A 23,913-nucleotide genomic window follows, 5' to 3' on the forward strand; every position below is an offset into this window, starting at 1 on the left:
CAATCCTGCCCAGCGCTACCTTAGAATTTACCTCTGCGAGTGATTCGCTCGCGGATGTATGGGTAAGGGATTTCGACTTCATGTCCCGGTGGCGTTGTGCTTCCGTTCCGAAGTTCAGTTGGGTCCGCGGCCGCGCGTCGCCGCAGGAGTCGAACCACCGTAGAGGGCTCCGCACGCCCGTCAGCGGCTTTCACGGCCACGCAACGCTCACCCTTTCGCCCGGCCTGACCACCGCCGTGGTCGCAACGATCGCGGCCAGCACGCTCTCATTGGGTGTCAGCGTCACCATTGCGGTGGTGTCGATTCGCGCCGTCTTGTCGATGCCCGCTTAGCAGGAAGCCATTTTGACAACCCTTCGCGGTTTTCGCGACAACAGGCGATGATTGTCTCGCACACAAAATGGCGATGAAATCAACGGTCGTAATCGTTGCCGTGACCCTGGCACTCGCGATCCTGCTGGCGGCGTCACTGCTGATCCTGATCGAGCGACGGGGCGAGCTCTCGCTCTCGCCGCTGACCGAGGAGGATCGGTCGGTCTACGTCGAGCTGATGCGGCCGCCCACCGCCGAACCGGTGCTGCCCATCCCTGATTGATCGCGAACACGGCTGCGCGTATCGAAGGTCCGTCGGGATTTTCAAACGGACGACGAATCCTTCATGCACGAAGCACTCATCACTGTGCGCGCCATCGCGCGCGACGACCATGATCGCTGGCTGCCGCTCTGGGACGGCTACAACGCCTTCTACGGCCGTTCCGGGCCGACGGCGCTGCCGGCCGAGGTGACCGCGATGACATGGTCGCGCTTCTTCGATGCCAACGAGCCGGTGCATGCCCTGGTCGCCGAGAGCGGTGGCGAGCTGATCGGCTTGGCGCATTACCTGTTTCATCGCGCCACCACCACGATCGGGCCGCTTTGCTATCTCAACGACCTGTTCACGAGCGAAGCCGCCCGCGGCAAGGGCGTCGGCCGGGCGCTGATCGAGGCGGTCTACCGCGAAGCGCGGCAGGCCGGTGCGCCGCGGGTCTATTGGCAGACGCACGAGACCAACAGGACGGCACAGGCGCTCTACGACAAGATCGCCGAGCGCTCGGGCTTCATCGTCTACCGCAGGGCGCTGTGAACGGGCGGTGTCACGCCGCCGTCACGGGGCCGGCCTACGCTCCATCGAGCGCCTGATCATCCCCCCGTCACCGGTCACGCGTTTCAGCGGTCCCCGTCAGTCGCCGTCTCTGACCGGGGCCGCATTTTTTTGTCGGGCCTGGTCGTTGGACGTGGCGCGTCTCACGCCACGTTCGTCGTCGTGCCCTGCTGCTCCAATGGTGCCAGCTGAGAAGCCTTCGCCTGCGCGGCTTCGATGCACATTCTGACAGCCTCGCCCATGCTCGCCGCGACCAGATCGGCCTTGGTGGCTTCTTGCAGCACCTTCGCGGCCTCCTGATCAACGTCGGCCGCGCAGCAGACCAACATCACTTTTGCTCTGGGGAGCCGTCGCTTCAAGCGACGAACGGAGTAGCGCATATGTGCGACGCCGGAATTGCCGATATAGATCAGGCAGGCAATCGCAACACCTGCGGGCTCGAGCTTGATGACGTTCGCCGTCGAGAGCGCCTCCGCTCCTGAAACCTTCGCGCCCAACCCGTGCGCCGACGACAGTTGCGCGAGAATCACCGCCGCCGCTTCGTCGATCGGGGTTCGCCCCGCCACGCACAGGACCGGCTGCTCGCTCCGCCATCCTTCGGCGAGATTGTCCTTGCTGAGGATGGGTATCGTGTCGATGGCCCCACTGCTGGCCGAGCTGTCGACGGCCGATGCCGCCTCCGGATCGCTGGTGGTCTCGCGTTTCGCCAGCGGACCATCATTCTGATCGGAAAGATCGGCGGTCAACTCGGCGACGGCGTCACGGATCGTTGCAAGGCGATCATAGGCGAGCGCCCCCCGGTCGGCGTCGGCTTGGGCCAATTGCAGCCCCTTCACCGCGACCTCGTCGCAATAGGCAATCAACGAGCGCTCCTTCAAGAACTCCTCTGCCTTCTCGGCTGCTTCCGTCGGATCGTTCGCAAGCATGCGCTGGTAGAAGATCTCGGGAGGAGACAGCGCTGGACGATCACCGAACATGACGTCGAGGAACTCCAGGCGCTCCACATGTCGTCCGATGACGACCAGGCAGACCGTCAGCGGCGTCGCGAGCACCAACCCGATCGGGCCCCACAGCGCGGTCCAGAACGCGGCCGAAACAACCACCGCCACGGGGGACAGGCCCGTGCTGCGCCCATAGACCATCGGTTCGATGACGTGGCCGAGCAACGGCTCGACCACGAGAAACAGGGCCAGCGTCCAAATCAGCATCGACCAGCCAGGGTCGACCGCTGCCGCCAGAGCAAGCGGAAAACGCCGCGGCGATGACGGCGCCGATATAGGGCACGAACCGAAGCGCTGCGGCGAGGATTCCCCAAAGGAGGGCGCTGGGGATGCCGATGAACCACAAGCCGACGCCGATCACGACGCCGAATCCGCCGTTCAGGGCGAGCTGAGTGAGGAACAGCCGGCTGAGCCTGTAAGCCGCATCATCGAGCGCCGCCGTGGTGCGCTGCAGGTCCGATGAGCCCGCAAGGCGGATGAGCCGATTCCGCAGGTCCTCGCGTTGAAGCAATATGAAGATCACGAAGATGATGATGATGCCAGTCGTCGCCAGGGGATGAATGAGCGGCGAAATCAGCGTGCGAAGACTGTCCAGCGCTCCAGGATCGGGCTGCCGGACCTCCACCGGGATCGGGGTCACAGGGACTGAGGAATTCGTTCGCAGTCCGCTCGGCGGCCGAGCCGCTTCCGGCTCTTTCGGTTTGTCGAGTTCCTTGCCCAGATCCTTGAGCATGTCCGATGCACGCTCGAGCGTCCCTCTCCCGGCCTTGGTGTCGCGGAACGACTGGATCTTGTTGCTCATCGTCGATTGATAGTTCGGCAACTCACTGGCAAGCTGGGTGAGCTGGGTGGCGAGCAGGCTGCCCAGCGTAAAGATCACGACGAACGCGAGAACGACCACGCTGACGACGGCCAGTCCGCGCGGGGCACGAAGCCGCTGCAGTTGCGCGACCAACGGCGCCAATACGAAGCTGAGCAGGATGGCCAGGGCCACGGGCACCAGGATGTCACGACCGAAATACAGCAGCGCGATGATGATGACCGCAAAAATGGCGACGGCCAGCGCGCTGATCAGCCCGAGAACTTCCTCCGGGGTGCGGACCTTGAGCGGCTGTCTGATGATCATCGAATCTCGCTCCGAACGAGGAAGGGCGGCGCACGTCGCTCATGCGGTCAGGCTGTCAACGTCGACGAAGGTGGCGCGTTGCAACGGAGGGAAGCTTCTGACGATGTCGCCGGCGCCGGTGGTCATATGCCGGAAGGTTCGTCTCGATCCGAGCAACCATCCCGGCCTTCGCTAGAACAGAACGACCGAGGGCGCTGGCCGGCGCTGCCCGCCCTGCCGGACATTCGGCTTCCTGTTTCAGACACGCGATAACAGCCTCGTGAGGCTCCAGTTCCCGAGAGCGCCTGACGTCGCCTGCGCGTCTGCTGACGGCTACGACTGCTCAGCTTCGGCGCGCCGTCTTACCTGCTCGAATCAGCCGGAGCTTCGCTATGGCGTTGTCCTTGTTGACGCCAGCAGGCCCGGCGGACCGGCTGGCCCGGCGCGAGCAGCTTGCGATGGCGCACGACCGGCGGCCGTCCGGGTCCTGTCGGCCGCCGCGTCGCTTCAGCGCAAAACGAGCGTCCGCTCGGCCGTGCTCAGCCAAGACGAGTCGCGGAGACGGATCGCAATGGTGGGCTTTGTCCTTGTCCTACGTCTTGCTGCCCACCGTTTGGCGGACCTCGAACCCCTCGAACTGCGGCGGGCCGAGATAGTGCACCTTGGTGTCGCCGGCCCGCTGGTGCGCGGCGCGGAATGCTTCGGACTTGGTCCAGTCCTCGAACGTCGTCTTCGACGCCCAGATCGTATGCGAGGCGTAGAGCGTATGGTCCTCGGCTTCCGGTCCCTTCAACAGGTGAAACTCGACGAAGCCCGGCACCTTGTCGAGATGGCTGTCGCGCGACAGCCAGACCTGCTCGAAGGCGGCCTCCGAGCCCTTGGCGACGCGAAAACGATTCATGGCGATGAACATGCTGATCTCCTGAGGGATGAATGCCGCAGGTCGAGGAGTAGCAGACTTCGCGGTGCAATGCGCCTGCGACGACGGCCGCTGATGCCGCAATGTGGAAGGCTTCAGGACGCCTGATCAGGAAATGGCGCAAGCGAGCCTTACGCTACGAGCCCCTTGATCGGCTTCACGGCCGCGCTGTCCGGAAACACCGCGCCGCCGAGCGCGTGCTCGCCGATGCCGAGATGATCGGCGAGTACGCCCTTGAACACCGCGCGAAGATCCGTCGTCGGCGCAAGATCGCGTCCCTGGTAGAGGCTCGCCATCTTCAGCGTCGGCCAGTCGGCGATCACCCGTCCGCCCTTCACCGCACCGCCGGCGAGCAGCGCAATCGTCCCGGTCCCATGATCGGTCCCCTGGGTGCCGTTGATCCTTGCCGTGCGCCCGAACTCGGTTGCGACGACCACGACCGTATCGCGCCAGCACGGGCCAAGCCCGCTTTCGAACTCGGCGAGCGCACCGTCGAGACCCGACAAGAGCTGCGCCAGCCGACCGACCGCACCACCTTCATTGGCATGCGTGTCCCAACCGTCGAACGCCAGCGCGGCGATGCGCGGACCATCCTCCGCGGCGATCAGCTTCGCCGCGCCGCGCGCGACCTGGCGCATCGCCGCGATCTGGTTGCCGCCCGGCTTCGGCTTCATGTCGTCACCGACCGCGACCTTCTCGAGCTTGAGCCCTTGCGACAACGCAGCCGCCAACGCGGGATCGCGATGCGCATAGAGGTCGACCAGCCGCATCGCGGTGTCGTCATCGGCCTGCGGCACCGTCACCGGCGCCCAACCAACGGTGGGCGCTGCGCCGCGCAGCACCAGCGGCGCCGTCGGACCGACCGCGAGCGCGCCCGTGACGCGCGGACCGCGCGGCAGAGCCTCCACCGCGCGGTTCAGCCAGCCCGATTGCACGCGGCCAGGACCGGCGAAGCCGCTTTCGAGCACGTCCTGACCATCGAAATGCGAGCGCTCGCGATACGGTGTCGCGACCGCGTGAACCACGGCAGCCTGCTTGTCGCGATACATGCGCGCGAATTCCGGCATTGACGGATGCAGCGCAAAGAACGAATCGAGCGGCAGCGCCGGATTTGGTCCCGCCGTCGTCAGCGCGATCGCGCCATGCAGTCCGGCGTAGTCGGGATCGCCGATCGGCGCGACGGTGGCGAGGCCATCGAGCGCGCCGCGCAGGATCACGACGATCAGCCGCGGGTCGCGCTGGCCGGCGGCCCGCGCGAATTTCGGCAGATAGCCCCAGGCCGCAAAGGACGCGCCTGCCAGCAGCAAATGGCGTCGCGAGGTCAACAGCGAGGTCGCGATCCGGTCCATCGTCATCTCCTCTGGAATTCCGGCGACATCAGCAACAACGCCAGCGCCTGCTGGCGCGATTCCGCACGCTCGATCGTGCGCCGCGTCTCCGTCGAGGTCGCATCGCCCGCGACGAGATCGAGCAGGTCGCGCGGATCGAGATTGTTGCCAAGACGTGCGGCGAGTTGCGCGGAAATGTCCAGCCGCAGCTTCATGCCCTCAGGGGCAGCCCACATCGCGTTGGTATCAGCAAATCCGTTTGGTCCTGCGGGCGCCCATAGCGGCTGGCCGAGCGTGTTCAGGGAACTGAGATAGAAGCCGGGATCTTCCGGCACGCGCGCCAGCAGCCGGCCGCCGGCGACCAGGAACTCATAGGGCGAACGGATCTTGGTCAGCGGCGCCGACCAGGCCTCGTCGGAGTCGACCAGCGCCAAGGTCAGCGCCTTGAGGTCGCCATCGCCCTTCTTGAACACGGCTTCGAGCCGGGCGACGAGCGCGGGCGGCGGATCATCGGCGACGAAATGGCGCGCGAGCCTGGTGGCGATGAACTTCACCGTCGAGGGATGGCGGGCGACGTCCGCGAGCGCGGCCTGGCCCTGCGTGAGACCGTCATCCTGATAGACCTTGCCGAGCAGGGTCTGCGGCCCCGGCTGGTGCGCATTGGCATTGAACACGAAGCTGCCGGGCGCCGCGTTGCGGCTGTTGCGGCCGGCAAAGCTCCAGCCGGTGATGATGCGCGCCAGCGAGGTCACGTCCTCCTGGGTGTAGCCGCCGCCGACACCCAGCGTGTGCAGTTCCATGATCTCGCGGGCGAGATTCTCGTTGAGGCCGCGCTTGCGGTTCTGGCCGGCGCGCGAGTCCGGTCCGAGCGATTCCTGGTTGTCGAGGAAGAACAGCATCGCCGGATGCTGCTCGACCGCCTTCAGCATGTCGGCGAAGCGTCCGAGCACGTGCGGCCGGATCGCCTCGCGCTCGAACGCACCGGCCCACATCCGCGCCAACTCGCCCTTGCCTGCGGAGATGCAGAAATGGTTCGACCAGAACGCCACCAGCCGCTCGGTGAAGCCGCAATCGGCGAGCACGGCGCGCTGCAGCCGCGCCAGCGCCTCGGCACGGAACGTCTTCTGGACGACGTTGGGCGGCTGCTGAGCCTGCGCGGGCTTTGCCGGCGTTCCCTGCATCGCGGGTGCAGGGTCGGCGCCGGCTGCTGGGGCCGCCGATGGCGTTGCGGCCGAGGCTTTGTCCGCGCCGTTCGTGGACAGGCCGCGCGTGGGGCTGGACTGCTCCTGCGGCGCAGCCTCCGACTTCGCGGCCTCGCGGGCCCGCTTGACCTCGTCCTGATAGGCGAAGACGGCATCGGCGAGTGCGGGCGTCGGCTGCAGACCCGGCGCTTCCAAGAGCGCTCCATTGGGACGCCCGAGCTCGGCCTTGACGAAGCCGCGCGGGTCCGATGCCGCATTGACGAGATCGCCCGAGGCGCCGCCACGCGCGCCGAAGCCGAAGCGATTCAATGCAACAAGAGCCGCTCGAGCATCACGCGCCATGCCACATCCTCGAGCCTGTCATCGCGGGAGCTCCCGAAACGCTGTGTTGCCGCGACCGCAGACTGCGATGGCGCGGCAGATTGTCACGCACTATACTTGCCCCGGCAGATGAACCGGACATGAAAAGGGGCTGGTCGCACGTGGCTCCGAACGTGACAAATCGTTTAGCGGACATGACCGCGCGGCAACTCACCTGCGAGTCGTGCGGCGCGGAGTTCAGCTGCGATCCCGGCGGCTCCTGCTGGTGCTTCGAAGAGGCCGTGCGCCTGCCGCTGCCCAAGAGCGGACAAAGCCGGTTCAAGGACTGCCTGTGCGTCAACTGCCTCAAGAGGCTGGCCGGCGAACCGGAGGCGGGATCGTGATGCGCTGGCACGTCGAAGCGGTCCTGCTCGACATGGACGGAACGTTGCTCGACACCGAGAAGGTCTATCTCGAAGCTGCGATCGCGGCGCTGAATGCGCTCGGCTACAGCGACGGCGTCGTCGAGCTCTGCCATGCGATGATCGGCATTCCCGGACCCGACAACGAGCAGACCCTGCGCGACCATTTCGGCGACGATTTTCCGCTGGTCGAAGTCAACCGCCTGTTCGCGGCCAAGACGATCGAGATCCTGCAGGCGGGCATGCCGCTGAAGCGCGGCGTCGTCGCGCTGCTCGACGCGATCGACGCGGTCGGCCTGCCCAAGGCCGTCGTCACCTCGTCCTCGCGCAGCACGGCCGCGGAGCATCTCCGCCTCGCCCGCATCGGCCACCGCTTCGATGCGGTCCTGACGCGCGACGACGTGACCCGCGCCAAACCGCATCCGGACCTCTATCTGCTCGCCGCGGAACGGCTACGGACGCGCGCGCCGGCCTGCGTCGCAATCGAGGATTCCAATCCCGGCGTCGCCTCGGCGCACGCCGCAGGCGCGATCACCTTGATGGTGCCGGACATCGTGCCGCCGAACGATCATTCGCGGGCGAATGCGGCGGCCGTGCTGCCGGATCTCGATGCCGCCATCGCGCTGCTCGCGCGCCGTTCGGTGTTGCCCGTCAAGACATGACGTCACGTCGGCAGGCTCGTCCGGCCATGCCGCTAATTCATCAGCCATTGTCTTCAAAGGCGGCAGAAGACGGTCACGATCGGTTCACGTCGTTGCGCGCCGCCGGCGGCCCTATCGGATGCATTAACCCGCACGCACTACCGTGCAGGCGTTGGCGGATGGGCTTCTTTCATGTTGCGATTTATTGGCGCCGTGGGCGCGGCATTTGTAGTGGCATTCGGTGGTGTGAGCTGGGCCGTCAGGGGCTTTCCGTTGCCGGGCGCGTCCTGGGGAGCCTCGACCTGGTCGGCCCCGATCGAGACGGTGTCCAATATTGCCAATGGGTCACAGACGGTGGCCGTGGTGGCACCGCTGTCCGCGACGGTGGACATGTCGTTCGGCGATGCCAGGTCCAGGGAAAAATTCGATCGCAAGGCATGGCTCGCCGAGCACACCTCGCAGAGCGACAAGAACCCCAAGCTCGATGCGTTGCGCATGGACGCGCTGCAGGCCGCGACGGCCTACAAGCTGTCGCCATGCGACAAGACCATGAAGCAGAACCTGGTGGACGCACTGACGGCCTATACTCGCGCCTATGTCGCCAAGCTGGATTGCAAGCGGCAGTTCTGGGGCGCAAAAATCTGCACGGACAAATCGCTCCAGGAGGCGGCCGACAGCGTCGGCACGCCGCTCGATCAGCGTGTGAAGGAGGCCTTGTTCGAAGCCTTCGACGAGAAGGGGATCACCAAGGCGGACTTTCCGGCGGATGTGCGCGAGGACGTCCCGATGTTCGCCGGACCCGGTCTCTGGTCCGACGAATCGTCGGTGTGCCGTATCCGGCAGGCGCAACGGGACCGGCGATAGCAAACGAGCGCTGCCATGAACCGGCTCATCTTCATCATTGCAGCCATCCTCGTCTGGCAGGTTGGCGGACGCCTGTTCCTGACCGACGCGCCGAGTGCGGCGGCTGCGTTTCCGCCCGTCACGGGCGCGGAGTTTCAGGAGCACGAGAAATACACCGAGGACGCCCGGCGCTCGCAGCGCCAGGACGCGCTGAAGGCGCTCGATCTGGCGTGGAGCGACCGCTGCGGCGCCAAGCGCGACAGCTTCATCAGCGGCCTCAACCACTACTACTATCATCGGCAGAACCAGAACGAGCGCTATCCCGAGACCTATGGTCCGGCGGGCGCCGCCTACATCGCCGGCGTCTGGATGACCGCCGAGGATCGCCGGATCGAACGCCTGACCCAGGAAGCCTACGCCGCCGGCTACATCAAGCCGTCCGATTTCGACGGCATGGCCAGCCAGATGGTCGCGACGATCGTTCGCGGCGAGCGGGTCAGGGGACGCGGCTGCGCAGGCTGACGGTCCTGCGGGAAGCATATCGCCTCCCCTTTGGCAGCGCCGCCGCGACCAGCGTCCGTGCCGCCGCGCCCGCGGTCTCCATGTAGCTGGCGTCACGATGCAGCAGCACGACCGCGAACGCGCCGTCGAGCAGGAGCAGCATCTGCCGCGCGAGCTCGCCCGCTTCGGCAATTCCCTGCTCTTCGAACATCGCCTGCAGCCAGGCCTCGAACTTCTTCTTGTGGGCGGCGCCGATCCTGATCGCGGGATGGCCGGGCAGATTGGCGAGCTCCGCGGTGGTGCGCAGGAAGCCGCAGCCGCGCCATTTCGGATGCCGCGCGGCGCGCGCAAGCTGGTTGAATATCCCGGCGATCTTGTCGGGCAGCGCGCCCTCGGTCTCGTCGAACCAGCGCTTGAACAGCTCCAGGTTCGGCTGGTCGCGCGCGGCGAGATAGGCCGCGACCAGATCGTCCTTGCTGCGGAAATGATAATACAGCGTCTTCTTGGTGACGCCGGCCTTTTCCGCCACCGCGTCGACGCTGACGGCGCGGATGCCCTCGGCATAGAACAGCCTGCTCGCGGCGGCGACGATGCGGGCGGGCGTGGGATCGGAGGAACGGGGCATGGCGGCGCTCGGTCAATGTATACTGACCAGTGAATATACCTCGGCTGCCGCGACGCCTAGTCTTCGCTTGCTCCAACCGCCAGCCTGCGAGACGCCATGACCGACCTCATCCTGCTCGACATCTCCGACCGCATCGCCACGATCACGCTGAACCGGCCGCAGCGGCTGAACGCGCTCAGCTACGCGCTGATCGATCGATTGATGGCCGCGCTCGACCGCATCGAGACCGATGCCGGCGTCAGGGCCGTGATCCTCACCGGCGCGGGACAACGCGCCTTCTCGGCCGGCGCCGACATCGACGAATTCACCGCAAGCGTCCGCCAGGGGCGCGCCGCGGCGCTGCGCGACTTCGTGCGGCGCGGCCAGGCGATGACGGCGCGGCTGGAGGCGTTCCGCAAGCCGGTCGTCGCCGCGGTGAACGGGCTCGCCTTCGGCGGCGGCTGCGAGATCACCGAGGCCGTGCATCTTGCGGTGGCGAGCGAGCGCGCCAGCTTCGCCAAGCCCGAGATCAGGCTCGGCATGCCGCCGACCTTCGGCGGCACGCAGCGGCTGCCGCGGCTGGTCGGCCGCAAGCGCGGACTGGAACTGCTGCTGACCGGCGACGCTTTCCCGGCGCAGCGCGCGCTGGAGATCGGCCTCGTCAACGCCGTCGTGCCGCACGATGAGTTCTTGTCGGCGGCGCGCGCTCTGGCGCAGCGCATCATCCGCCACGGGCCGGATACCGTCGCCGGCATCATCACCGCCGCGACGCGCGGGCTCAACATGGCGATCGGCGAAGGGCTGCAGGTCGAGAGCGAACAGTTCGCGAGCCTGGTCGGCAGCCGCGATCTCACCGATGGGCTGGCGGCCTGGCGCGAGCGCCGGCCGCCGCGTTGCTAGACCGGGTGGCCCGGCGACTTGCGCGCCAGCCCGTCGAACGCATCGAGCAGCCGCTCGCGCCAGGCATGGACGCTGTCGCTCTCCTCCAGCAGCCGGAACGGGCTCACCACGCGCGCCCATTGGAAGCCGCCGAACACGATGTAGTCGGCATAGTCGGGCGCGTCGCCGCCGATGAAGGCTTGCGTCTTCAAGGTCTGGCGCAGCGGCTCCAGCGATCTGCGGAAGCCGATGACCGCCTGGTCGCGCGTCGCCATGACCTCTTCGAGGCTCTTGCCAAACCGCGCCTCGCGCGATTTGCGGAAATAGTCGGCATCCTCGGCGGCAAGGTTCTTCGGGATGTCGGCGATGATCAGCGGGAAGATGCCGCCGACGATGGCGATGTCACCCCAGGCATTGAGGAAGCGCGCCATCGCGCGGCCGCCGGCGCCGCCGAACAGCGACGGCCGGTCCGGATAGGTATCCTCGAGGTAGTTGGCGATCGTCCAGGAGTCGGCCACCGCGCGGTCGCCGTCGAGCATGACCGGCACCTTCTCCGATCCATGCGGCGCGATCGCGCTCTTCTCGGTGAAGCGCCACGGAATCGATTCTGCGCTCAGCCCCTTGTGCGCCAGCGCCATCCGCGTGCGCCAGCAATAGGGGCTGAACGGGCGGCCCGCATCGCTCCCGACGAGTTCATACAGCTTCACTGCCATTCCCGGTCTTTCCTCCAACTCCGGACCGTTCTAGCGCGCGACGCGGCCGTTGTCGCGCAACAGCCGCGCGCCGGCATCGGTGACGATGATGAAGAGGCCGACGCCCGTGATCGCCTGGCGCGTGACATAGCCCAGATCGGCGGCATCCTCCCACACCGTCAGCCGCGGGCAGCTCGTTCGCCACGTCGCCACCACCTCGGCATGGCTGCGCGGCGCGCGCGCGATCCATTCGACGAAGTCGAGCACCAGGGGGTCTGCCGATACGGCCATGCTCGCCTCACTCTGCCGCCGCCGAGCTCTGCGCGGCCAGCAGCAGCCAGCCGCCATAGAGGATGTAGTAGCTCGCCACCGCCGTGATGATGCGGTGGGCCCAGGTGCGGAACTGCTGCTCGCTCATCGCCTCCAGCAGCCGCCGCGCCAGGCTCGTGCCGAGCATCGACGCTCCGACGGCGACGAGCGCGAGCACGGGATCGAGGCCCGCGGCCTGATCGATGATGCCGCCGAAATAGATCAGCTTGGTGAGGTGGCTCGCGACCTGACACGTCGCCTTGGTGGCGACGATCGAGCGGCGGTCGAACCGCGCGCCGAGAAAGAACGTGTCGAGCAGCGGCCCGGACACCCCGGTCATCAGCATCAGCCCCATGCAGATCGTGCCGTAGATCGCGCCCTGCCAGACGCTGTCCGGATCGGGCCTGAGGCCGGCCGGCATCAGCCGCGCCATGAACGGCGTGACGCCGAGCAGCAGGAGCGCGACCGGCTTGTCAGGCACGTAGCGCACCAGGGACCATAGGCCGAGCGCCAGCGCGCAACCGACGAGATACACCGCGACCGGCCGCCAGCGGATGTGCCGGCGCCACAGCACGGCGCGCCAGCCGTTGGACGCCATCTGCGTCGCCGCGTGCAGCACCATCGCCGCCGGCAGCGGCATGATCGCCAAGAGCACGCCGATCAGGATCAGCCCGCCCGCCATGCCGAACAGGCCCGACAGGAACGCCGTCGCCACCATCAGCAATCCGAGCGCTGCAATCAGGGCTGGTGTCATGGCTGATCTCCTCGCCATGCAGATTGTCGCACTGGTGACGGCCGCACAAACCGAGTTATCTTGCCCTCCATCAGTTTTCCTGAGGGCTCGATGAGACGGCTGCTGTTCCTCAACGGCATCAAGGCATTCGAGGCGGCTGCGCGCACCGGCAGCTTCGCCGCGGCCGGCAGCGAGCTCAACGTCTCCGCGGCCGCGATCAGCCGCATGGTCAACCTGCTCGAGCAGCGGCTCGGCGTGGTGCTGTTCGAGCGCAAGGCCAACCGCCTGGCGCTGACCGCGCCGGGGCGCGCCTATCAGAGCGGGCTGACGCCGATCTTCGATGCGCTGTCGAGCCTGACCGCGCAGATCATGGCGCCGTCGTCGATGCGCGTGCTGACGCTCGGCGTCGGTCCGACCTTCGCGATGAAATGGTTGATCCCGCGGCTCGCCGATTTCAGCACCGAGCAGCCGGACATCGAGGTCCGCATCACCACCGGCGGGGCGGCGGTGCCGTTCGGCGACGATTGGAGCTGCGGCATCAAGCTCGGCCACGGCGCCTGGCCGGGTCTCGTCGCCGAGCCGCTGTTCGCCGCCGATCTCGTGCCGGTGTGCACGCCGCGGCTGGCCGCGACCTTGAAGAAACCGGCCGACCTCAAGGGCCCGAGCCTGCTGCGGGTGTCGCATGCCGCCGAGGACTGGGCGCTGTGGCTGAAGGCCGCGGGCGTCACCCGCGTCAGCGCGCGCGGCACCGAGTTCCAGTATTACGGGCATGCGCTGCAGGCCGCGATCGACGGGCTCGGCGTCGCGATGGGCATCCGTCCCTATATCGACGATGACCTCGCGGCAGGACGCCTGGTTGCACCGTTCGCACTGACCGTCCCAAAAGGCGAGCGCTGGTATCTTGTCTACCGCCACTTCCAGGCCGGCCAACGTGATTTCGCCGCGTTCCGGCGCTGGATCATGCGCGCAGCGTCGCAACCCGCGACCCGGAATTCTCAGCGGAGGGACGCGATCAAAAAAGACGCTGACGTGTGAACCTGTTCACAAATGCCCGGACAAACTCATGCTGTTGTTGCAGTTTGGAACATCCAGGACTGCGCAATGACGTACTTGTACGAAGACTTCGCCATCGAGCCGTTCGAAGCAGGACGCGGCTTGTGGCACGCGCGGATCCGCCGCGCGGACATGACCCCGGTGGTGATCAATGGTGTTTCGTTCCCGTCTCTCGAAGTCGGCTTTGCCTGGTCCGATGCAGACATGGCGATCGCCGATGCCAAGAGCCACATCGACCGCTTCCGCAAGCGGTGGGACTGACGACGGCCAACTGATAGGCCGTCGCTTCGAGCATGCAACGGAGGATATCGACCGCCCCCCGGGAAAAGACGGATAGCGCGACGTGGAACAATCTTCGAGAGTGAAGTCCCCGAGAGTCCATCCGCGCGGCCAGACGGTTCCAAGCCAACAATCCAAACGCCAATTCGAAATGCCGAGTGTATTCGTAATGCGGACTGCAATTCATGGCTGAGCCTGCCGTCAAACACCTCGCTTATTCGGTGCGTACGCGATGCCCGGACTGCGATGCCGAGCTGAGCGTCCTGAGCGTCATCAACGGCCGCGGCGGTTCCGAGTACTGGGCCCTGCAATGCGTCGCCTGCCACGGCGTGCATCTCGACATCGTCGAGCAGCCGACCCGGCATTGAACCGCAGCGAGGGGTCGCTGGAGCGCCATCGCGCGCGCCACGGCTCGCGAGTCGCTCGCTGATCTCGTGTGGCCTTCCGCGTGCAGGCGCATCTCGGGCCGTCCTGCTGCCACCATGCTGTCAGCAAGGCCGCTGCGCGGCGCCCGATCACTCTTTCAAGTCGGCGTCATCCGTCCCATATTCGGGCCATGGCGAAGACCCCCGACACCCCCAAGAAGCCTGGCCGAACTCCGAAATCGAAAGCGCACCGGCCCGACGTGCAGCCGATCGCGCCCGCGCTCGCCGAGCTGCTCAATCCCGCCATCAACCGCGGCGAGAGCGGCATCGGTTCCTCAACGGGACTGAAGCCTCCGCCGGACAATTCCTGGGACCGCCGCAGCGGCGGCGAGGCCGCCGCGCACCGCGCGCGGGCGTCGACGCGCGGCAAGAGCGCTGAGGTTGCGACCGGCGACGCCTCGGCGCGGTCCATGCCGCTGCGGCCGAATCCGCAGCCGGTGGGTGGGCGTTCGTCCGTCCGTGACACGTCACAAGCTTCAGCCCAGCAGGACGCTGCGCTCCCTCCCCCCTTGTGGGGGAGGGCTGGGGAGGGGGGTGCCCCAAGCAACACTGCCCGTGAATCCCCCCCCGCCTCCTCCCCGCAAGGGGGAGAGGAGGAGAGCGTGGCGGCGCGACCTGAGTCCCCTCCCGCGTTGGCCGACGACTCAGACACAGCTCGTGCCGGAGTACCCCCCTCCCCACCCCTCCCCCACAAGGGGGGAGGGAGCGCCGCAGCGCATGCGGACGCGCCCTTTGACAACGCTGGCGAGTCAGGCCTCGCCGAAGCTCCGCAAGCCAATTACGGCACCGCCGCCACCATCCCGACGCTCGATCCCGAGCTGGCGCGGCAGCTTGGCCTGCCCACGGCCGAGGACGACGAGGAGGCGCTCGCCCGTCCGCCGCGCAACAAGATGGAGGCGCTCGGCGTCAAGGCCACGGCGGAAGCGCTGGAGTCGCTGATCCGCGAGGGCCGTCCCGAGTTCCGCAAGGACGACGGCTCGCTCAAGGTGTGGACGCCACACCGTCCGCCCCGTCCGGAGAAGTCGGAAGGCGGCGTCCGCTTCGAGATCAAGTCGGCCTATGAGCCGAAGGGCGACCAGCCGCAGGCGATCAAGGAGCTGGTCGAGGGCATCGCGCGCAACGACCGCACACAGGTGCTGCTCGGCGTCACCGGCTCCGGCAAGACCTACACCATGGCGAAGGTGATCGAGGCGACGCAGCGCCCGGCCATCATCCTGGCGCCGAACAAGACGCTCGCCGCGCAGCTTTATGGCGAGTTCAAGAGCTTCTTCCCCGACAACGCGGTCGAGTACTTCGTCTCGTACTACGACTACTACCAGCCCGAGGCCTACGTCCCGCGCACCGACACCTATATCGAGAAGGATTCCTCGATCAACGAGCAGATCGACCGCATGCGCCACGCGGCGACGCGCGCGCTGCTCGAGCGCGACGACGTCATCATCGTCGCCTCGGTGTCCTGCATCTACGGTATCGGCTCGGTCGAGACCTACACCGCGATGACCTTCGCGCTGAAGAAGGGCGAGCGCATCGACCAGCGCCAGCTCATCGCCGACCTCGTCGCTTTGCAATACAAGCGCACCCAGCACGATTTCACCCGCGGCACCTTTCGCGTGCGGGGCGACGTCATCGACATCTTCCCGGCGCACTATGAGGACCGCGCCTGGCGCGTGAACCTGTTCGGCGACACCGTGGAGAACATCGAGGAGTTCGATCCGCTCACCGGCCACAAGCAGGACGAGCTGGAGTTCATCAAGGTCTACGCCAACTCGCACTATGTGACGCCGCGACCGACTTTGGTGCAGGCGATGAAGTCGATCAAGTCCGAGCTGAAGATCCGACTCGACCAGTTGCATGCGCAGGGCCGCCTGCTCGAGGCGCAGCGGCTGGAGCAGCGCACCACCTTCGACATCGAGATGATGGAGGCGACCGGCAGTTGCGCCGGCATCGAGAACTACTCGCGCTATCTCACCGGCCGGCTGCCCGGCGAGCCGCCGCCGACGCTGTTCGAATACGTCCCCGACAACGCGCTGGTGTTCGCCGACGAGAGCCACGTCACGGTGCCGCAGATCGGCGGCATGTTCCGCGGCGACTTCCGCCGCAAGGCGACCTTGGCCGAATACGGCTTCCGCCTGCCCTCCTGCATGGACAACCGCCCGCTGCGCTTCGAGGAGTGGGACATGATGCGGCCGCAGACGGTGGCGGTGTCGGCGACCCCCGGCGGCTGGGAGCTGAACGAGGCCGGCGGCGTGTTCGTCGAGCAGGTCATCCGCCCGACCGGGCTGATCGATCCTCCTGTCAACATCCGCCCCGCCCGCACCCAGGTCGACGATCTCCTCGGCGAGGTCCGCGCCACCGCGCAGGCCGGCTATCGCTCGCTGATCACGGTGCTGACCAAGCGCATGGCCGAGGATCTCACCGAATATCTGCACGAGCAGGGCATCCGCGTCCGCTACATGCATTCGGACATCGACACCATCGAGCGCATCGAGATCATCCGGGACTTGCGCCTCGGCGCGTTCGACGCGCTGGTCGGCATCAACCTGCTGCGCGAGGGCCTCGACATTCCCGAATGCGCGCTGGTCGCGATCCTCGACGCCGACAAGGAAGGTTTTCTGCGCAGCGAGACGTCGCTGATCCAGACCATCGGCCGCGCCGCGCGCAACGTCGACGGCAAGGTGATCCTCTACGCCGACCAGATGACCGGCTCGATGGAGCGCGCCATCGCCGAGACCAACCGCCGCCGCGAGAAGCAGGTGGAGTACAACACGGCCCACGGCATCACGCCGGAGAGCGTGAAGAAGTCGATCGGCGACATCCTCAACTCGGTCTACGAGCGCGACCACGTGCTGATCGAGACCGGCGGCGGCACCACCACCGACGACGTCATCTCGATCGGCCACAATTTCGAGGCGGTGCTGGCCGATCTCGAAACCCGCATGCGCGAGGCCGCCGCCGATTTGAACTTCGAGGAAGCCGCCCGCCTCCGCGACGAGGTCAAGCGCCTCCGCGCCACCGAGCTTGCCGTCGTCGACGACCCCACCGCCAAGCAGCGCACCGTGCAGGGCAAGGCCGGCGCCTACGCCGGCGCCAAGAAGTACGGCGACGCCGCCAACCTCCCGACCACGGCCCTGAAGGGCCGCGGCTCGGCAGCACGCGGCGGCGGTGCGTCAAGCCGCGCGGGCGGTCCCTCCGTTCCCTCCCCCCTCGTGGGGGAGGGCCAGGGAGGGGGGCCCACGAGTCGCGGCGCCCATGGCGCAAGCACCGCCTCCAAAGTCCACAAGCCGCATCTCGACGAGATGCACGGCCCGGAGTCCCTGCCCTACCGCCCCAACCCCAAGCTGCCCGAAAAACCGTTCGGTAGCACCAGCCGCATCATCCAGCCGACCAACTCGCGCGAGTCCGGCCCCGAATTCGGCCCCGCCCCGCGCTCTACCGGCGGGCAGCCTGGCAAACGGGGTGGGTGGAAGAAGCGGTGAGCGTCGTCCGTGGGGAAAAGCGATGACCATGAAGACGAAGCGTTTCGACAAGCTGCTTCATCGGCAGGCGAAGGCGGACACGAGATTCGCGGCGGCGCTTCTTCGCGAAGGCGTCGACGCGATGCTCAGCGGCGACATGGAAACGGGGAAAACCATTCTTCGCGACTACATCAAGGCGACCGTCGGATTCGAAAAGCTCGGTGAGGCGATCGATACACCGCCCAAGAGCCTGATCCGCATGTTCGGCCCGCAAGGCAATCCTCAGGCCAAGAACCTCTTAAGCGTGATCGCTTATCTGCAGAAACAGGCGGGATTGCAGCTCCACGTCACCGGCTAAGCGCTCGATCGAGCGTCGGCCAAGTCGACAGGCTGCATCTGGACCAAATGCACGGCGAGGAGTCGCTGCCCTACCGCCCCCTGCCGGAAAAATCTTTCCGGTCCGTATCATCCAGCCGACCAACTCGCGCGACTCAGGCCCCGAATTCGGTCCTGCCCCCGCTCGACCGGCGGCGCGCCGGGAAAGCGCGGCGGGTGGAAGAAGCGGTGAGGTGTAAACCTTCTCGCCGCCTCATTGCGAGGAGCGACAGCGACGAAGCAATCGAGTCTATGCACTTGGCCTGATCTGGATGCTTCGCTTCGCTCGCAATGACGTCCGGCCCGCGATCTCGACTGGAAAACATATCATGTTGAGCTACTCTGCTCACATGAAACTCGGTTTTGAAGAACCTCAGACTGCCTACACCAGCGGCACGCAGAAGGCGCGGGCCTGGACCGAAGCTTGGGTCGGCGCGCAAGCCTATTGTCCGAACTGCGGCCGATCGAACATGGCGCAGTTTCCCAACAACAGCCCGCTGGCCGACTTCTTCTGTACGAGCTGCAGCGAAGAGTTCGAGCTGAAGAGCCAGAAGAAGGTATTCGGCGCCAAGGTCGCCGACGGCGCCTATGGGACGAAGTGCGAGCGGCTGGCCGCCAGCAACAATCCCAATCTCCTGCTGATGAACTATGACCGTGACACCCGGTCGGTCATCAACCTCTTCGTCGTGCCGAAGCATTTCTTTGTCCGCGACATCATCGAGCAGCGCAAGCCGCTCGCGGCGACCGCGCGCCGCGCCGGGTGGGTCGGCTCGAACATTCTTCTCGATCGCGTTCCCGAGTCGGGCAAGATTCACATCGTCCAGAATCGCGTCGTCCGCGCGAAGCAGGTCGTGCTGCAGGAGTGGAGCCGGACGCTCTTCCTCCGCAAGGAATCCCTGGATGCACGCGGATGGCTGATCGAGGTGCTGAAATGCGTCGAGTCGCTCGGCAAGCCGGAATTCACGCTCGACGATGTCTACGCTTTCGACCGCCATCTCAGCCTGCTCTATCCCGGCAACCAGAACGTCCGACCGAAAATCCGCCAGCAGCTCCAGTTCCTGCGCGATCAGGGATTCCTGGAGTTCGTATCGCGCGGCCGCTATCGTTTGAAGACGTGAGGTCCGGCAATGGCCTGGTTCTTGAACTTCTATCGTTGTGAACGTTGCGCGCAGGCCTTGACCGATGAATGGTCGTGCATGTGTGACGACGAGTGTCCTCATTGCGGCGCCCGCGACATGTCTCCGTCCCGGAGCGAGGACCTGACAGAGCTGATTTTGAGCAATGAGGATTGCTTTGTCGTCCTGCGATCGGCTGATGACGCCGAGGACGAGCCGTCCTATGAAGAGCTCGGGCGGTTCTCGAGCCGAGCCAAAGCGGAAGAATTTCTCGCGGCGTCGGACCCAATTTAGGGGTGCCCTTCACGAAATCCATCAGAGGGCCCGCCAGACAACGCGAGAGATGAAGCGCGGATCTTCCGAAAAAAATAAACTTATTGCGCTTTATCGGAATTCATGATTATCTCCCCCGCATCCCGCCTCACCGCAGAGCAACTGTGCTGTTGAGGTAGGCCGGCGAACGGCCGGCCTCAAGGCTGGCGCGAGACGCGCCCCCGCCTTCGGCGGCTGAAGGCCTTGACCCCGTCCGCTCGCCGTCCTGTTGGCTTGGCATGCACTCGGTCGTGGACCGAGCGCAGTGTGGCGCTCGATCAGTTCATCGCAACGCGCGGCTGCTTGGGATTCCATTTTTCGCCGCGGGCGATCATCGTGTTCAGGATGATGATCAGCTTGCGCATACAGGCGATGAGGGCAACTTTCGGCTCTTTGCCCTTGGCGATGAGGCGTTCATAGTAGGTCTTAAGCACCGGATTATGCTGCGTCGCTGCCCCGAGGCAGGGAAGAAACAGGCCGTTTCTCACCCAGCGCCGACCTCCCTTGATGTGGCGCTCGCCTCGGCGCTTGCCGCTGTCGTCGTCGTAAGGGGCAACACCGATCAGGGCAGCGGCGATCCTGTCACTCACCTTGCCGAGCCCCGGCGCTCCTGCGATGAGGAGCGCGGAGGTCATGACGGCAAGCCCCGGCACACTTTCAATGATCTCGGCGCGCTCGGCAAATTCCGGCGTCGCCTTGACCCTGGCGAAGATCGCAGCCTCGAGCTTCGCAATCTGAGCCGCGAGCGTCTTCAACACCTGGGAATGGGCCTTCTGCGCCAATCCCGGCACAACATGCTCGGTCTGGTTCTGCAAACGGATTTTCAGATCCATCAGATGCTTGCGCGCTTTCACCAGCCCCGCCAGTTCCTCGCGTGCAGCATCGTAGGTCTGGCTCGGTGCCTCGTCGAACGTCTCGGCGAACCAGGCGATCATCTCTGCGTCGATCGTGTCGTTCTTCGCCAGTCGACCCGCCGACAAGGCGAAGCTGCGAACCCGTTTGGGATCAACGATCCGCACCTCTATCCCGGCCTCGCGCAGCGCCTTGGCCCATTCGCGCTCATAGCCGCCGCTGGCCTCCATGACGGCCTTGGTCACCTTGTGCTTGCGAAGCAAGGCCACCAGCTGGCGATGCCCAAGCGAACTGCTCGGGAATGTCTGCCGTACTCCGAGTTTCCGAATGCAGCCGTCCACCTTGTCCTTGGCCACATCGATACCAGCGACACCATTTGCGATCTGTGTCATCATCCACTCCCTTCCTTGCCTTGTATGGGCTCGAAGCCCTTGCAACTGTTCGGGTTGAGGAAGATCACCGGAGCTGTCCCTCGCTCTGATACAGGCTTTGCCGCGTTTGGGGCGTACCGGGCTCAGATCCAGCGACGGGCGGTTTTGCGAGAACCGCCCGTTCGCGCATTCTGGCAGATCTGGCGTACACAAGGGGCGTAGCGCGCGATCGTCACGACACGCGAGGTGGGGATGCGATGGCCGCGTTGTTGCCGCAGCATGCTTATCGGCGTGCGGACGAACGGCAGCTTGCGGACGTGAAGTCGCAGCGTCCTGATACCCCGATGCTGGTATCCAGCATGACGCGCGCAAGCGCGTCGTGCGACATGGTGGCCAACAAGCCCGGCGCACCAGGGAGACTGCGTATAAGCGTGAAGACCGTCGCGCAGGGAATGCCGGTTGAATCGGCTTTGCCTGTGGTACCTGCCGCCTGCATTTTTTTCGCAGGCGGGCCATGGGTGAGGCCTTCACCCGGCATTCCCTGCGCCCTCTGCACTCACGAGGGCCACGCGGATCGTATCACTCGGGCATCACATGCCGCGAGACCGCGCCGTTATGTCCCGGAGCAATCCTTAGCTGTTTGAATCGTAAATCCGTTGTTCTCTCCACTGCCGTCGCGGGCAAGCTGCGACGCGACAGCGCGGCGCGGCGACCTGGGATCCCTACGCAGCGGCGGTCGTGAGGGACAAGAAGCCAATAGCAAGCGTGCCTCAAACCGCTCCCTGGGGGTATGGGTCCCGGCGTTTGCCGGGACGACAACAGGGTTTGTTGAGGCCGATGCGCATCACCCTCGCTGGCGTAACGAAAAAAGCCACGACGCGAACAAGCGGCGCTCCGTTGTAGCCGGCACCTCCGGCACGGACCGAACGCCCGGTCACGCCGGGCCATCGCCGCCAGCTTGAGGTGAAGGCACGCCAAGCACGATGGACGCGCGGATCAACTACGTCCGGCCCTGCCCGTTCACCTGGCCCTGCTGTTGCTGCTGACGCTCCTGCTCCTTGGCACGGTGACGGCCATAGAGGCAGCCGGCGGCGGCGCCGAGCACGCCGTGATGACCGGCATAGTGGCCGGCCACGCCGCCGACGATGGCGCCCTTGATGCAGCCCTTGGCCTCGGCGGCCTGCGTCGACAGCAGCGCCAGCGCTGCGACGGAGGCGGCGAGCATGGTCTTGGTGATCGACATCTTCGTGATCGAGCTCCGCAAGAATGGTGCGGGGTAACGGCGACGCGGCGGAGCGGTTCCCGCCTCGCAACCGACATGACGCCTTGCGCGAACCTTTCGCGCGCGGGGATGACCCATGGGGTGAGAGATGGCCCGAGACATGATCGTGACGCGATCCCGCGCCAAGCTTCCGTTCACCGTACCGGCGCATTGCGCCGGCAGACGGTCACGCAAGTGGTTGACGGCCGCGGGCCGGCATCTCCAGAACGCCATCGCCGACGCGGGCATTCCCGTCAGTGGAGACAGGATGATCGAGCACATCAACAAGCAGCGCGTGCGCAAGCTGCTCGAGGCCCATGCCGCCGGCGATTTCGACAGCGTGCTGGCGCATTGCACCGACGATCTCGAGCACTTCGCCTCGGCGCCGATCGACATCTTCCCCCATCTCGGTGGCCGCCGGGGCAAGGCCGAGGTGCGGCAGATGTGGGAGACGGCACGCAGCCGCTATGCCGAGGTCCGGCACGAGATCAAGACCATGATCTGCGAAGGCGACCAGGTCGCCGTGGATCTGCGCATCTTCCTGCGCAAGCGCGACAACGACCGCATCGTGCAATACGACCTCGCGGCCTTCTACACGCTGCGCGACGGCCGCGTCGCCCGCATCCGCGAGATCATGGACACCTACGACCTGGTGCAGCAGGTGCTGGAATGCGATCTCAGCCGGCTGCTGATCGCGGGCGCCGCCCGGCTCTGAGGCCCGGCACGGCGGTTGCGGAGGCCAGCCCTGACCGACCGATCACGGAAACGTCACCAACGGCGGCGCCGTTGCCTTGAACCTGTGGCCCGGGCTCCGCACCCCATCAGCGGTGGTATACGAGGCATCGGTGACATGAGAATAGCATTCCTGGCGATGGCCGGACTGGTGATGGGCGTCGTCGGCGGCGCGACGATCGGAGTAGGGCTTGGACTGGCCTGGATCGAGCTGTTCAACACCAGCGAATTCGAAGGCTATGCAGGCATGCTGGTGTTCTTCACGTTCATGCCGCTCGGCGCCCTGATCGGCGGTCTCGCCGGCGCCTCCCTGTTCGGCATGGCCGCCTTCCGCGACCACGAGGTCGCGATCGCGCAGCAGCGGATGCAGCACGAAGGGCGTTAGGGGCGCGGCGACCGGCTGCGCGCATTTGTGCAATGCAAAAACAGCCGTTGCGCGCGCAGGTGGCTGATTTATGTGAGGCGTAAGAGAGATAGATTCGGCGCCCCGGCGCGACGTCGTTGCGACGTCGCCTTCAGGCCGGCGCGCCCCCTCGCAAGCCAGTTCAGGATCCCGAGCCGATGACGGAGCACAGCCTCTGGCGTCTGTCGCGCGCATTGCATGGCGCGATCAACGACCGCCGTTTCGACGATTTCGCCGAGCTTCTCGACGACGACATCGACTGGGCCATCTACGGCCCGATCGACATGTTTCCCTTCCTCGGCGCGCGGCACGGCCGCGCGGCGGTGCTCGACGCAGTCAGGCAGATCGCGGACAATGTGAGCATCCGGCGGCTGGAGCGCGAGACCCTGATGCTGGACGAGACCAGCGCGGCGACGATGGTCCGCTGTGCGATGACGGCGCAGGATTCCGACAAGCCGATCACCGCGCGGCTCGCGCAATTCATGCAATTCCGCGCCGGAAAGCTCGCCCGGCTGCGGATCCTGATCGATACGTTCGATCTGGTCGAGCAGACGCTCGGCCGCTCCATCGACCTGCCGCGCATCGGCAGCTTCGCCTGAGCCCGCTGCCCCGCGGGTTGGATTGTGGTCGCACTCACCGACAACCCAACAGATCGTGACTG

27 protein-coding genes and 2 pseudogenes are annotated in these 23,913 nt (G+C 66.1%); 19 read left to right on the top strand and 10 right to left on the bottom strand.

From position 1 onward, the window contains the following. The first annotated feature begins 80 nt into the window (after positions 1-80). From QX132_RS25205 to QX132_RS25215, 3 genes are all read left to right on the top strand, one after another. Entirely contained in the window at positions 81-332 is a 252-nt protein-coding gene (locus QX132_RS25205) for a hypothetical protein (RefSeq protein ID WP_316163147.1), read from the top strand. A gap of 67 nt (positions 333-399) precedes the next feature. After that, positions 400-594 carry a hypothetical protein gene (locus tag QX132_RS25210; RefSeq protein ID WP_315733936.1) on the top strand — a complete coding sequence of 65 codons (195 nt, stop codon included), beginning with the start codon at positions 400-402 and terminating at the stop codon, positions 592-594. Between the two features lie 63 nt (positions 595-657). Beyond that, complete coding sequence (locus QX132_RS25215) at positions 658-1,122, top strand: GNAT family N-acetyltransferase (protein ID WP_316163148.1); 465 nt, start codon at positions 658-660, stop codon at positions 1,120-1,122. Between the two features lie 161 nt (positions 1,123-1,283). On the opposite strand, the pseudogene QX132_RS25220 reads toward QX132_RS25215, so the two are convergent. The 4 genes and pseudogenes from QX132_RS25220 to QX132_RS25235 form a co-directional block, all read right to left on the bottom strand. Continuing rightward, positions 1,284-3,267: pseudogene (locus tag QX132_RS25220) on the bottom strand (AI-2E family transporter). A gap of 571 nt (positions 3,268-3,838) precedes the next feature. Then, complete coding sequence (locus QX132_RS25225; protein WP_315733939.1) at positions 3,839-4,159, bottom strand: antibiotic biosynthesis monooxygenase; 321 nt, start codon at positions 4,157-4,159, stop codon at positions 3,839-3,841. Positions 4,160-4,296: 137 nt separating this feature from the next. Continuing rightward, on the bottom strand, positions 4,297-5,520 hold the full coding sequence (locus QX132_RS25230) for a DUF1501 domain-containing protein (RefSeq protein WP_316163149.1): 1,224 nt from the start codon (positions 5,518-5,520) through the stop codon (positions 4,297-4,299). Continuing rightward, the gene (locus tag QX132_RS25235; protein WP_316163150.1) at positions 5,517-7,037 is read right to left on the bottom strand and encodes a DUF1800 family protein; all 1,521 of its coding nucleotides are present in this window, start codon (positions 7,035-7,037) and stop codon (positions 5,517-5,519) included. The genes QX132_RS25230 and QX132_RS25235 overlap by 4 nt, the downstream gene beginning before the upstream one ends. A 140-nt stretch (positions 7,038-7,177) precedes the next feature. Here QX132_RS25235 and QX132_RS25240 point away from each other — a divergent pair, with 140 nt between their 5' ends. From QX132_RS25240 to QX132_RS25255, 4 genes are all read left to right on the top strand, one after another. Beyond that, entirely contained in the window at positions 7,178-7,399 is a 222-nt protein-coding gene (locus tag QX132_RS25240) for a cysteine-rich CWC family protein (protein WP_315784232.1), read from the top strand. Beyond that, the gene (locus tag QX132_RS25245; protein WP_316163172.1) at positions 7,399-8,079 is read left to right on the top strand and encodes an HAD family phosphatase; all 681 of its coding nucleotides are present in this window, start codon (positions 7,399-7,401) and stop codon (positions 8,077-8,079) included. The genes QX132_RS25240 and QX132_RS25245 overlap by 1 nt, the downstream gene beginning before the upstream one ends. A 171-nt stretch (positions 8,080-8,250) precedes the next feature. After that, on the top strand, positions 8,251-8,922 hold the full coding sequence (locus QX132_RS25250) for a hypothetical protein (protein WP_316163151.1): 672 nt from the start codon (positions 8,251-8,253) through the stop codon (positions 8,920-8,922). Between the two features lie 15 nt (positions 8,923-8,937). Continuing rightward, positions 8,938-9,423, top strand: coding sequence for a hypothetical protein (locus QX132_RS25255; protein WP_316163152.1), 486 nt, complete (start codon positions 8,938-8,940; stop codon positions 9,421-9,423). Here QX132_RS25255 and QX132_RS25260 read toward each other — a convergent pair. Beyond that, positions 9,398-10,027 carry a helix-turn-helix domain-containing protein gene (locus tag QX132_RS25260; protein WP_316163153.1) on the bottom strand — a complete coding sequence of 210 codons (630 nt, stop codon included), beginning with the start codon at positions 10,025-10,027 and terminating at the stop codon, positions 9,398-9,400. The two genes, QX132_RS25255 and QX132_RS25260, sit on opposite strands and share 26 nt — an antisense overlap. Before the next feature lie 96 nt (positions 10,028-10,123). On the opposite strand from QX132_RS25260, the gene QX132_RS25265 reads away from it, so the two are divergent. Beyond that, positions 10,124-10,906 (top strand): crotonase/enoyl-CoA hydratase family protein, encoded by a 783-nt coding sequence (locus tag QX132_RS25265; protein WP_316163154.1) that lies wholly within the window; start codon positions 10,124-10,126, stop codon positions 10,904-10,906. Here QX132_RS25265 and QX132_RS25270 read toward each other — a convergent pair. The 3 genes from QX132_RS25270 to QX132_RS25280 are packed head-to-tail and all read right to left on the bottom strand — an operon-like array spanning position 10,903 to position 12,640. Continuing rightward, complete coding sequence (locus QX132_RS25270) at positions 10,903-11,598, bottom strand: glutathione S-transferase family protein (protein WP_316163155.1); 696 nt, start codon at positions 11,596-11,598, stop codon at positions 10,903-10,905. The genes QX132_RS25265 and QX132_RS25270 overlap by 4 nt on opposite strands. A gap of 30 nt (positions 11,599-11,628) precedes the next feature. Beyond that, on the bottom strand, positions 11,629-11,868 hold the full coding sequence (locus QX132_RS25275) for a hypothetical protein (protein ID WP_316163156.1): 240 nt from the start codon (positions 11,866-11,868) through the stop codon (positions 11,629-11,631). Positions 11,869-11,875: 7 nt separating this feature from the next. Further along, positions 11,876-12,640 (bottom strand): sulfite exporter TauE/SafE family protein, encoded by a 765-nt coding sequence (locus tag QX132_RS25280; RefSeq protein ID WP_316163157.1) that lies wholly within the window; start codon positions 12,638-12,640, stop codon positions 11,876-11,878. A gap of 90 nt (positions 12,641-12,730) precedes the next feature. On the opposite strand from QX132_RS25280, the gene QX132_RS25285 reads away from it, so the two are divergent. From QX132_RS25285 to QX132_RS25315, 8 genes and pseudogenes are all read left to right on the top strand, one after another. Beyond that, on the top strand, positions 12,731-13,654 hold the full coding sequence (locus tag QX132_RS25285) for a LysR substrate-binding domain-containing protein (protein WP_315778037.1): 924 nt from the start codon (positions 12,731-12,733) through the stop codon (positions 13,652-13,654). A 66-nt stretch (positions 13,655-13,720) separates the two neighbouring features. Further along, positions 13,721-13,933, top strand: a complete 213-nt coding sequence (locus tag QX132_RS25290) for a hypothetical protein (protein WP_315733961.1) — start codon at positions 13,721-13,723, stop codon at positions 13,931-13,933. A 203-nt stretch (positions 13,934-14,136) separates the two neighbouring features. Continuing rightward, complete coding sequence (locus QX132_RS25295) at positions 14,137-14,319, top strand: hypothetical protein (RefSeq protein WP_315733962.1); 183 nt, start codon at positions 14,137-14,139, stop codon at positions 14,317-14,319. A 188-nt stretch (positions 14,320-14,507) separates the two neighbouring features. Then, on the top strand, positions 14,508-17,852 hold the full coding sequence (gene uvrB / locus QX132_RS25300) for an excinuclease ABC subunit UvrB (RefSeq protein ID WP_316163158.1): 3,345 nt from the start codon (positions 14,508-14,510) through the stop codon (positions 17,850-17,852). 22 nt (positions 17,853-17,874) lie between these two features. Further along, on the top strand, positions 17,875-18,189 hold the full coding sequence (locus QX132_RS25305) for a transcriptional regulator (protein ID WP_316163159.1): 315 nt from the start codon (positions 17,875-17,877) through the stop codon (positions 18,187-18,189). A gap of 29 nt (positions 18,190-18,218) precedes the next feature. Continuing rightward, positions 18,219-18,399: pseudogene (locus QX132_RS33070) on the top strand (hypothetical protein); the annotation flags it as partial. Positions 18,400-18,535: 136 nt separating this feature from the next. Beyond that, positions 18,536-19,324 carry a DpnI domain-containing protein gene (locus QX132_RS25310; protein WP_316163160.1) on the top strand — a complete coding sequence of 263 codons (789 nt, stop codon included), beginning with the start codon at positions 18,536-18,538 and terminating at the stop codon, positions 19,322-19,324. 9 nt (positions 19,325-19,333) lie between these two features. Continuing rightward, positions 19,334-19,615: a hypothetical protein gene (locus tag QX132_RS25315; protein WP_316163161.1), complete on the top strand. Its 282-nt coding sequence runs from the start codon at positions 19,334-19,336 to the stop codon at positions 19,613-19,615. Between the two features lie 296 nt (positions 19,616-19,911). On the opposite strand, the gene QX132_RS25320 is transcribed toward QX132_RS25315, so the two are convergent. Both QX132_RS25320 and QX132_RS25325 read right to left on the bottom strand, forming a co-directional pair. Then, positions 19,912-20,877 (bottom strand): IS110 family transposase, encoded by a 966-nt coding sequence (locus QX132_RS25320; protein ID WP_316163162.1) that lies wholly within the window; start codon positions 20,875-20,877, stop codon positions 19,912-19,914. A gap of 979 nt (positions 20,878-21,856) precedes the next feature. Then, complete coding sequence (locus tag QX132_RS25325; protein ID WP_315735660.1) at positions 21,857-22,081, bottom strand: hypothetical protein; 225 nt, start codon at positions 22,079-22,081, stop codon at positions 21,857-21,859. Positions 22,082-22,385: 304 nt separating this feature from the next. Here QX132_RS25325 and QX132_RS25330 point away from each other — a divergent pair, with 304 nt between their 5' ends. The 3 genes from QX132_RS25330 (at position 22,386) to QX132_RS25340 (ending at position 23,851) form a co-directional block, all read left to right on the top strand. Next, positions 22,386-22,832, top strand: a complete 447-nt coding sequence (locus QX132_RS25330; protein ID WP_316163173.1) for a nuclear transport factor 2 family protein — start codon at positions 22,386-22,388, stop codon at positions 22,830-22,832. Between the two features lie 135 nt (positions 22,833-22,967). Further along, a complete protein-coding gene (locus QX132_RS25335; RefSeq protein ID WP_316163163.1) occupies positions 22,968-23,234 on the top strand; it encodes a hypothetical protein in 267 nt (88 codons plus the stop codon). A 176-nt stretch (positions 23,235-23,410) separates the two neighbouring features. Further along, positions 23,411-23,851 (top strand): nuclear transport factor 2 family protein, encoded by a 441-nt coding sequence (locus tag QX132_RS25340; RefSeq protein WP_315733968.1) that lies wholly within the window; start codon positions 23,411-23,413, stop codon positions 23,849-23,851. Positions 23,852-23,913 lie beyond the last annotated feature (62 nt).

Source organism: Bradyrhizobium sp. SZCCHNRI20481 (genome assembly GCF_032485055.1).
In the GTDB taxonomy this organism is placed as follows: Bacteria; Pseudomonadota; Alphaproteobacteria; order Rhizobiales; family Xanthobacteraceae; genus Bradyrhizobium.

Coding starts and splice junctions, on each gene's coding strand:
- QX132_RS25320 (WP_316163162.1), bottom strand. CDS start 20,877: ATGACACAGATCGCAAATGGTGTCGCTGGTATCGATGTGGCCAAGGAC.
- uvrB (WP_316163158.1), top strand. CDS start 14,508: ATGGCGAAGACCCCCGACACCCCCAAGAAGCCTGGCCGAACTCCGAAA.
- QX132_RS25265 (WP_316163154.1), top strand. CDS start 10,124: ATGACCGACCTCATCCTGCTCGACATCTCCGACCGCATCGCCACGATC.
- QX132_RS25310 (WP_316163160.1), top strand. CDS start 18,536: ATGTTGAGCTACTCTGCTCACATGAAACTCGGTTTTGAAGAACCTCAG.
- QX132_RS25275 (WP_316163156.1), bottom strand. CDS start 11,868: ATGGCCGTATCGGCAGACCCCCTGGTGCTCGACTTCGTCGAATGGATC.
- QX132_RS25250 (WP_316163151.1), top strand. CDS start 8,251: ATGTTGCGATTTATTGGCGCCGTGGGCGCGGCATTTGTAGTGGCATTC.
- QX132_RS25225 (WP_315733939.1), bottom strand. CDS start 4,159: ATGTTCATCGCCATGAATCGTTTTCGCGTCGCCAAGGGCTCGGAGGCC.
- QX132_RS25255 (WP_316163152.1), top strand. CDS start 8,938: ATGAACCGGCTCATCTTCATCATTGCAGCCATCCTCGTCTGGCAGGTT.
- QX132_RS25335 (WP_316163163.1), top strand. CDS start 22,968: ATGAGAATAGCATTCCTGGCGATGGCCGGACTGGTGATGGGCGTCGTC.
- QX132_RS25270 (WP_316163155.1), bottom strand. CDS start 11,598: ATGGCAGTGAAGCTGTATGAACTCGTCGGGAGCGATGCGGGCCGCCCG.
- QX132_RS25245 (WP_316163172.1), top strand. CDS start 7,399: ATGCGCTGGCACGTCGAAGCGGTCCTGCTCGACATGGACGGAACGTTG.
- QX132_RS25210 (WP_315733936.1), top strand. CDS start 400: ATGGCGATGAAATCAACGGTCGTAATCGTTGCCGTGACCCTGGCACTC.
- QX132_RS25340 (WP_315733968.1), top strand. CDS start 23,411: ATGACGGAGCACAGCCTCTGGCGTCTGTCGCGCGCATTGCATGGCGCG.
- QX132_RS25280 (WP_316163157.1), bottom strand. CDS start 12,640: ATGACACCAGCCCTGATTGCAGCGCTCGGATTGCTGATGGTGGCGACG.
- QX132_RS25290 (WP_315733961.1), top strand. CDS start 13,721: ATGACGTACTTGTACGAAGACTTCGCCATCGAGCCGTTCGAAGCAGGA.
- QX132_RS25205 (WP_316163147.1), top strand. CDS start 81: ATGTCCCGGTGGCGTTGTGCTTCCGTTCCGAAGTTCAGTTGGGTCCGC.
- QX132_RS25325 (WP_315735660.1), bottom strand. CDS start 22,081: ATGCTCGCCGCCTCCGTCGCAGCGCTGGCGCTGCTGTCGACGCAGGCC.
- QX132_RS25315 (WP_316163161.1), top strand. CDS start 19,334: ATGGCCTGGTTCTTGAACTTCTATCGTTGTGAACGTTGCGCGCAGGCC.
- QX132_RS25230 (WP_316163149.1), bottom strand. CDS start 5,520: ATGACGATGGACCGGATCGCGACCTCGCTGTTGACCTCGCGACGCCAT.
- QX132_RS25330 (WP_316163173.1), top strand. CDS start 22,386: ATGATCGAGCACATCAACAAGCAGCGCGTGCGCAAGCTGCTCGAGGCC.
- QX132_RS25305 (WP_316163159.1), top strand. CDS start 17,875: ATGACCATGAAGACGAAGCGTTTCGACAAGCTGCTTCATCGGCAGGCG.
- QX132_RS25285 (WP_315778037.1), top strand. CDS start 12,731: ATGAGACGGCTGCTGTTCCTCAACGGCATCAAGGCATTCGAGGCGGCT.
- QX132_RS25215 (WP_316163148.1), top strand. CDS start 658: ATGCACGAAGCACTCATCACTGTGCGCGCCATCGCGCGCGACGACCAT.
- QX132_RS25235 (WP_316163150.1), bottom strand. CDS start 7,037: ATGGCGCGTGATGCTCGAGCGGCTCTTGTTGCATTGAATCGCTTCGGC.
- QX132_RS25260 (WP_316163153.1), bottom strand. CDS start 10,027: ATGCCCCGTTCCTCCGATCCCACGCCCGCCCGCATCGTCGCCGCCGCG.
- QX132_RS25295 (WP_315733962.1), top strand. CDS start 14,137: ATGGCTGAGCCTGCCGTCAAACACCTCGCTTATTCGGTGCGTACGCGA.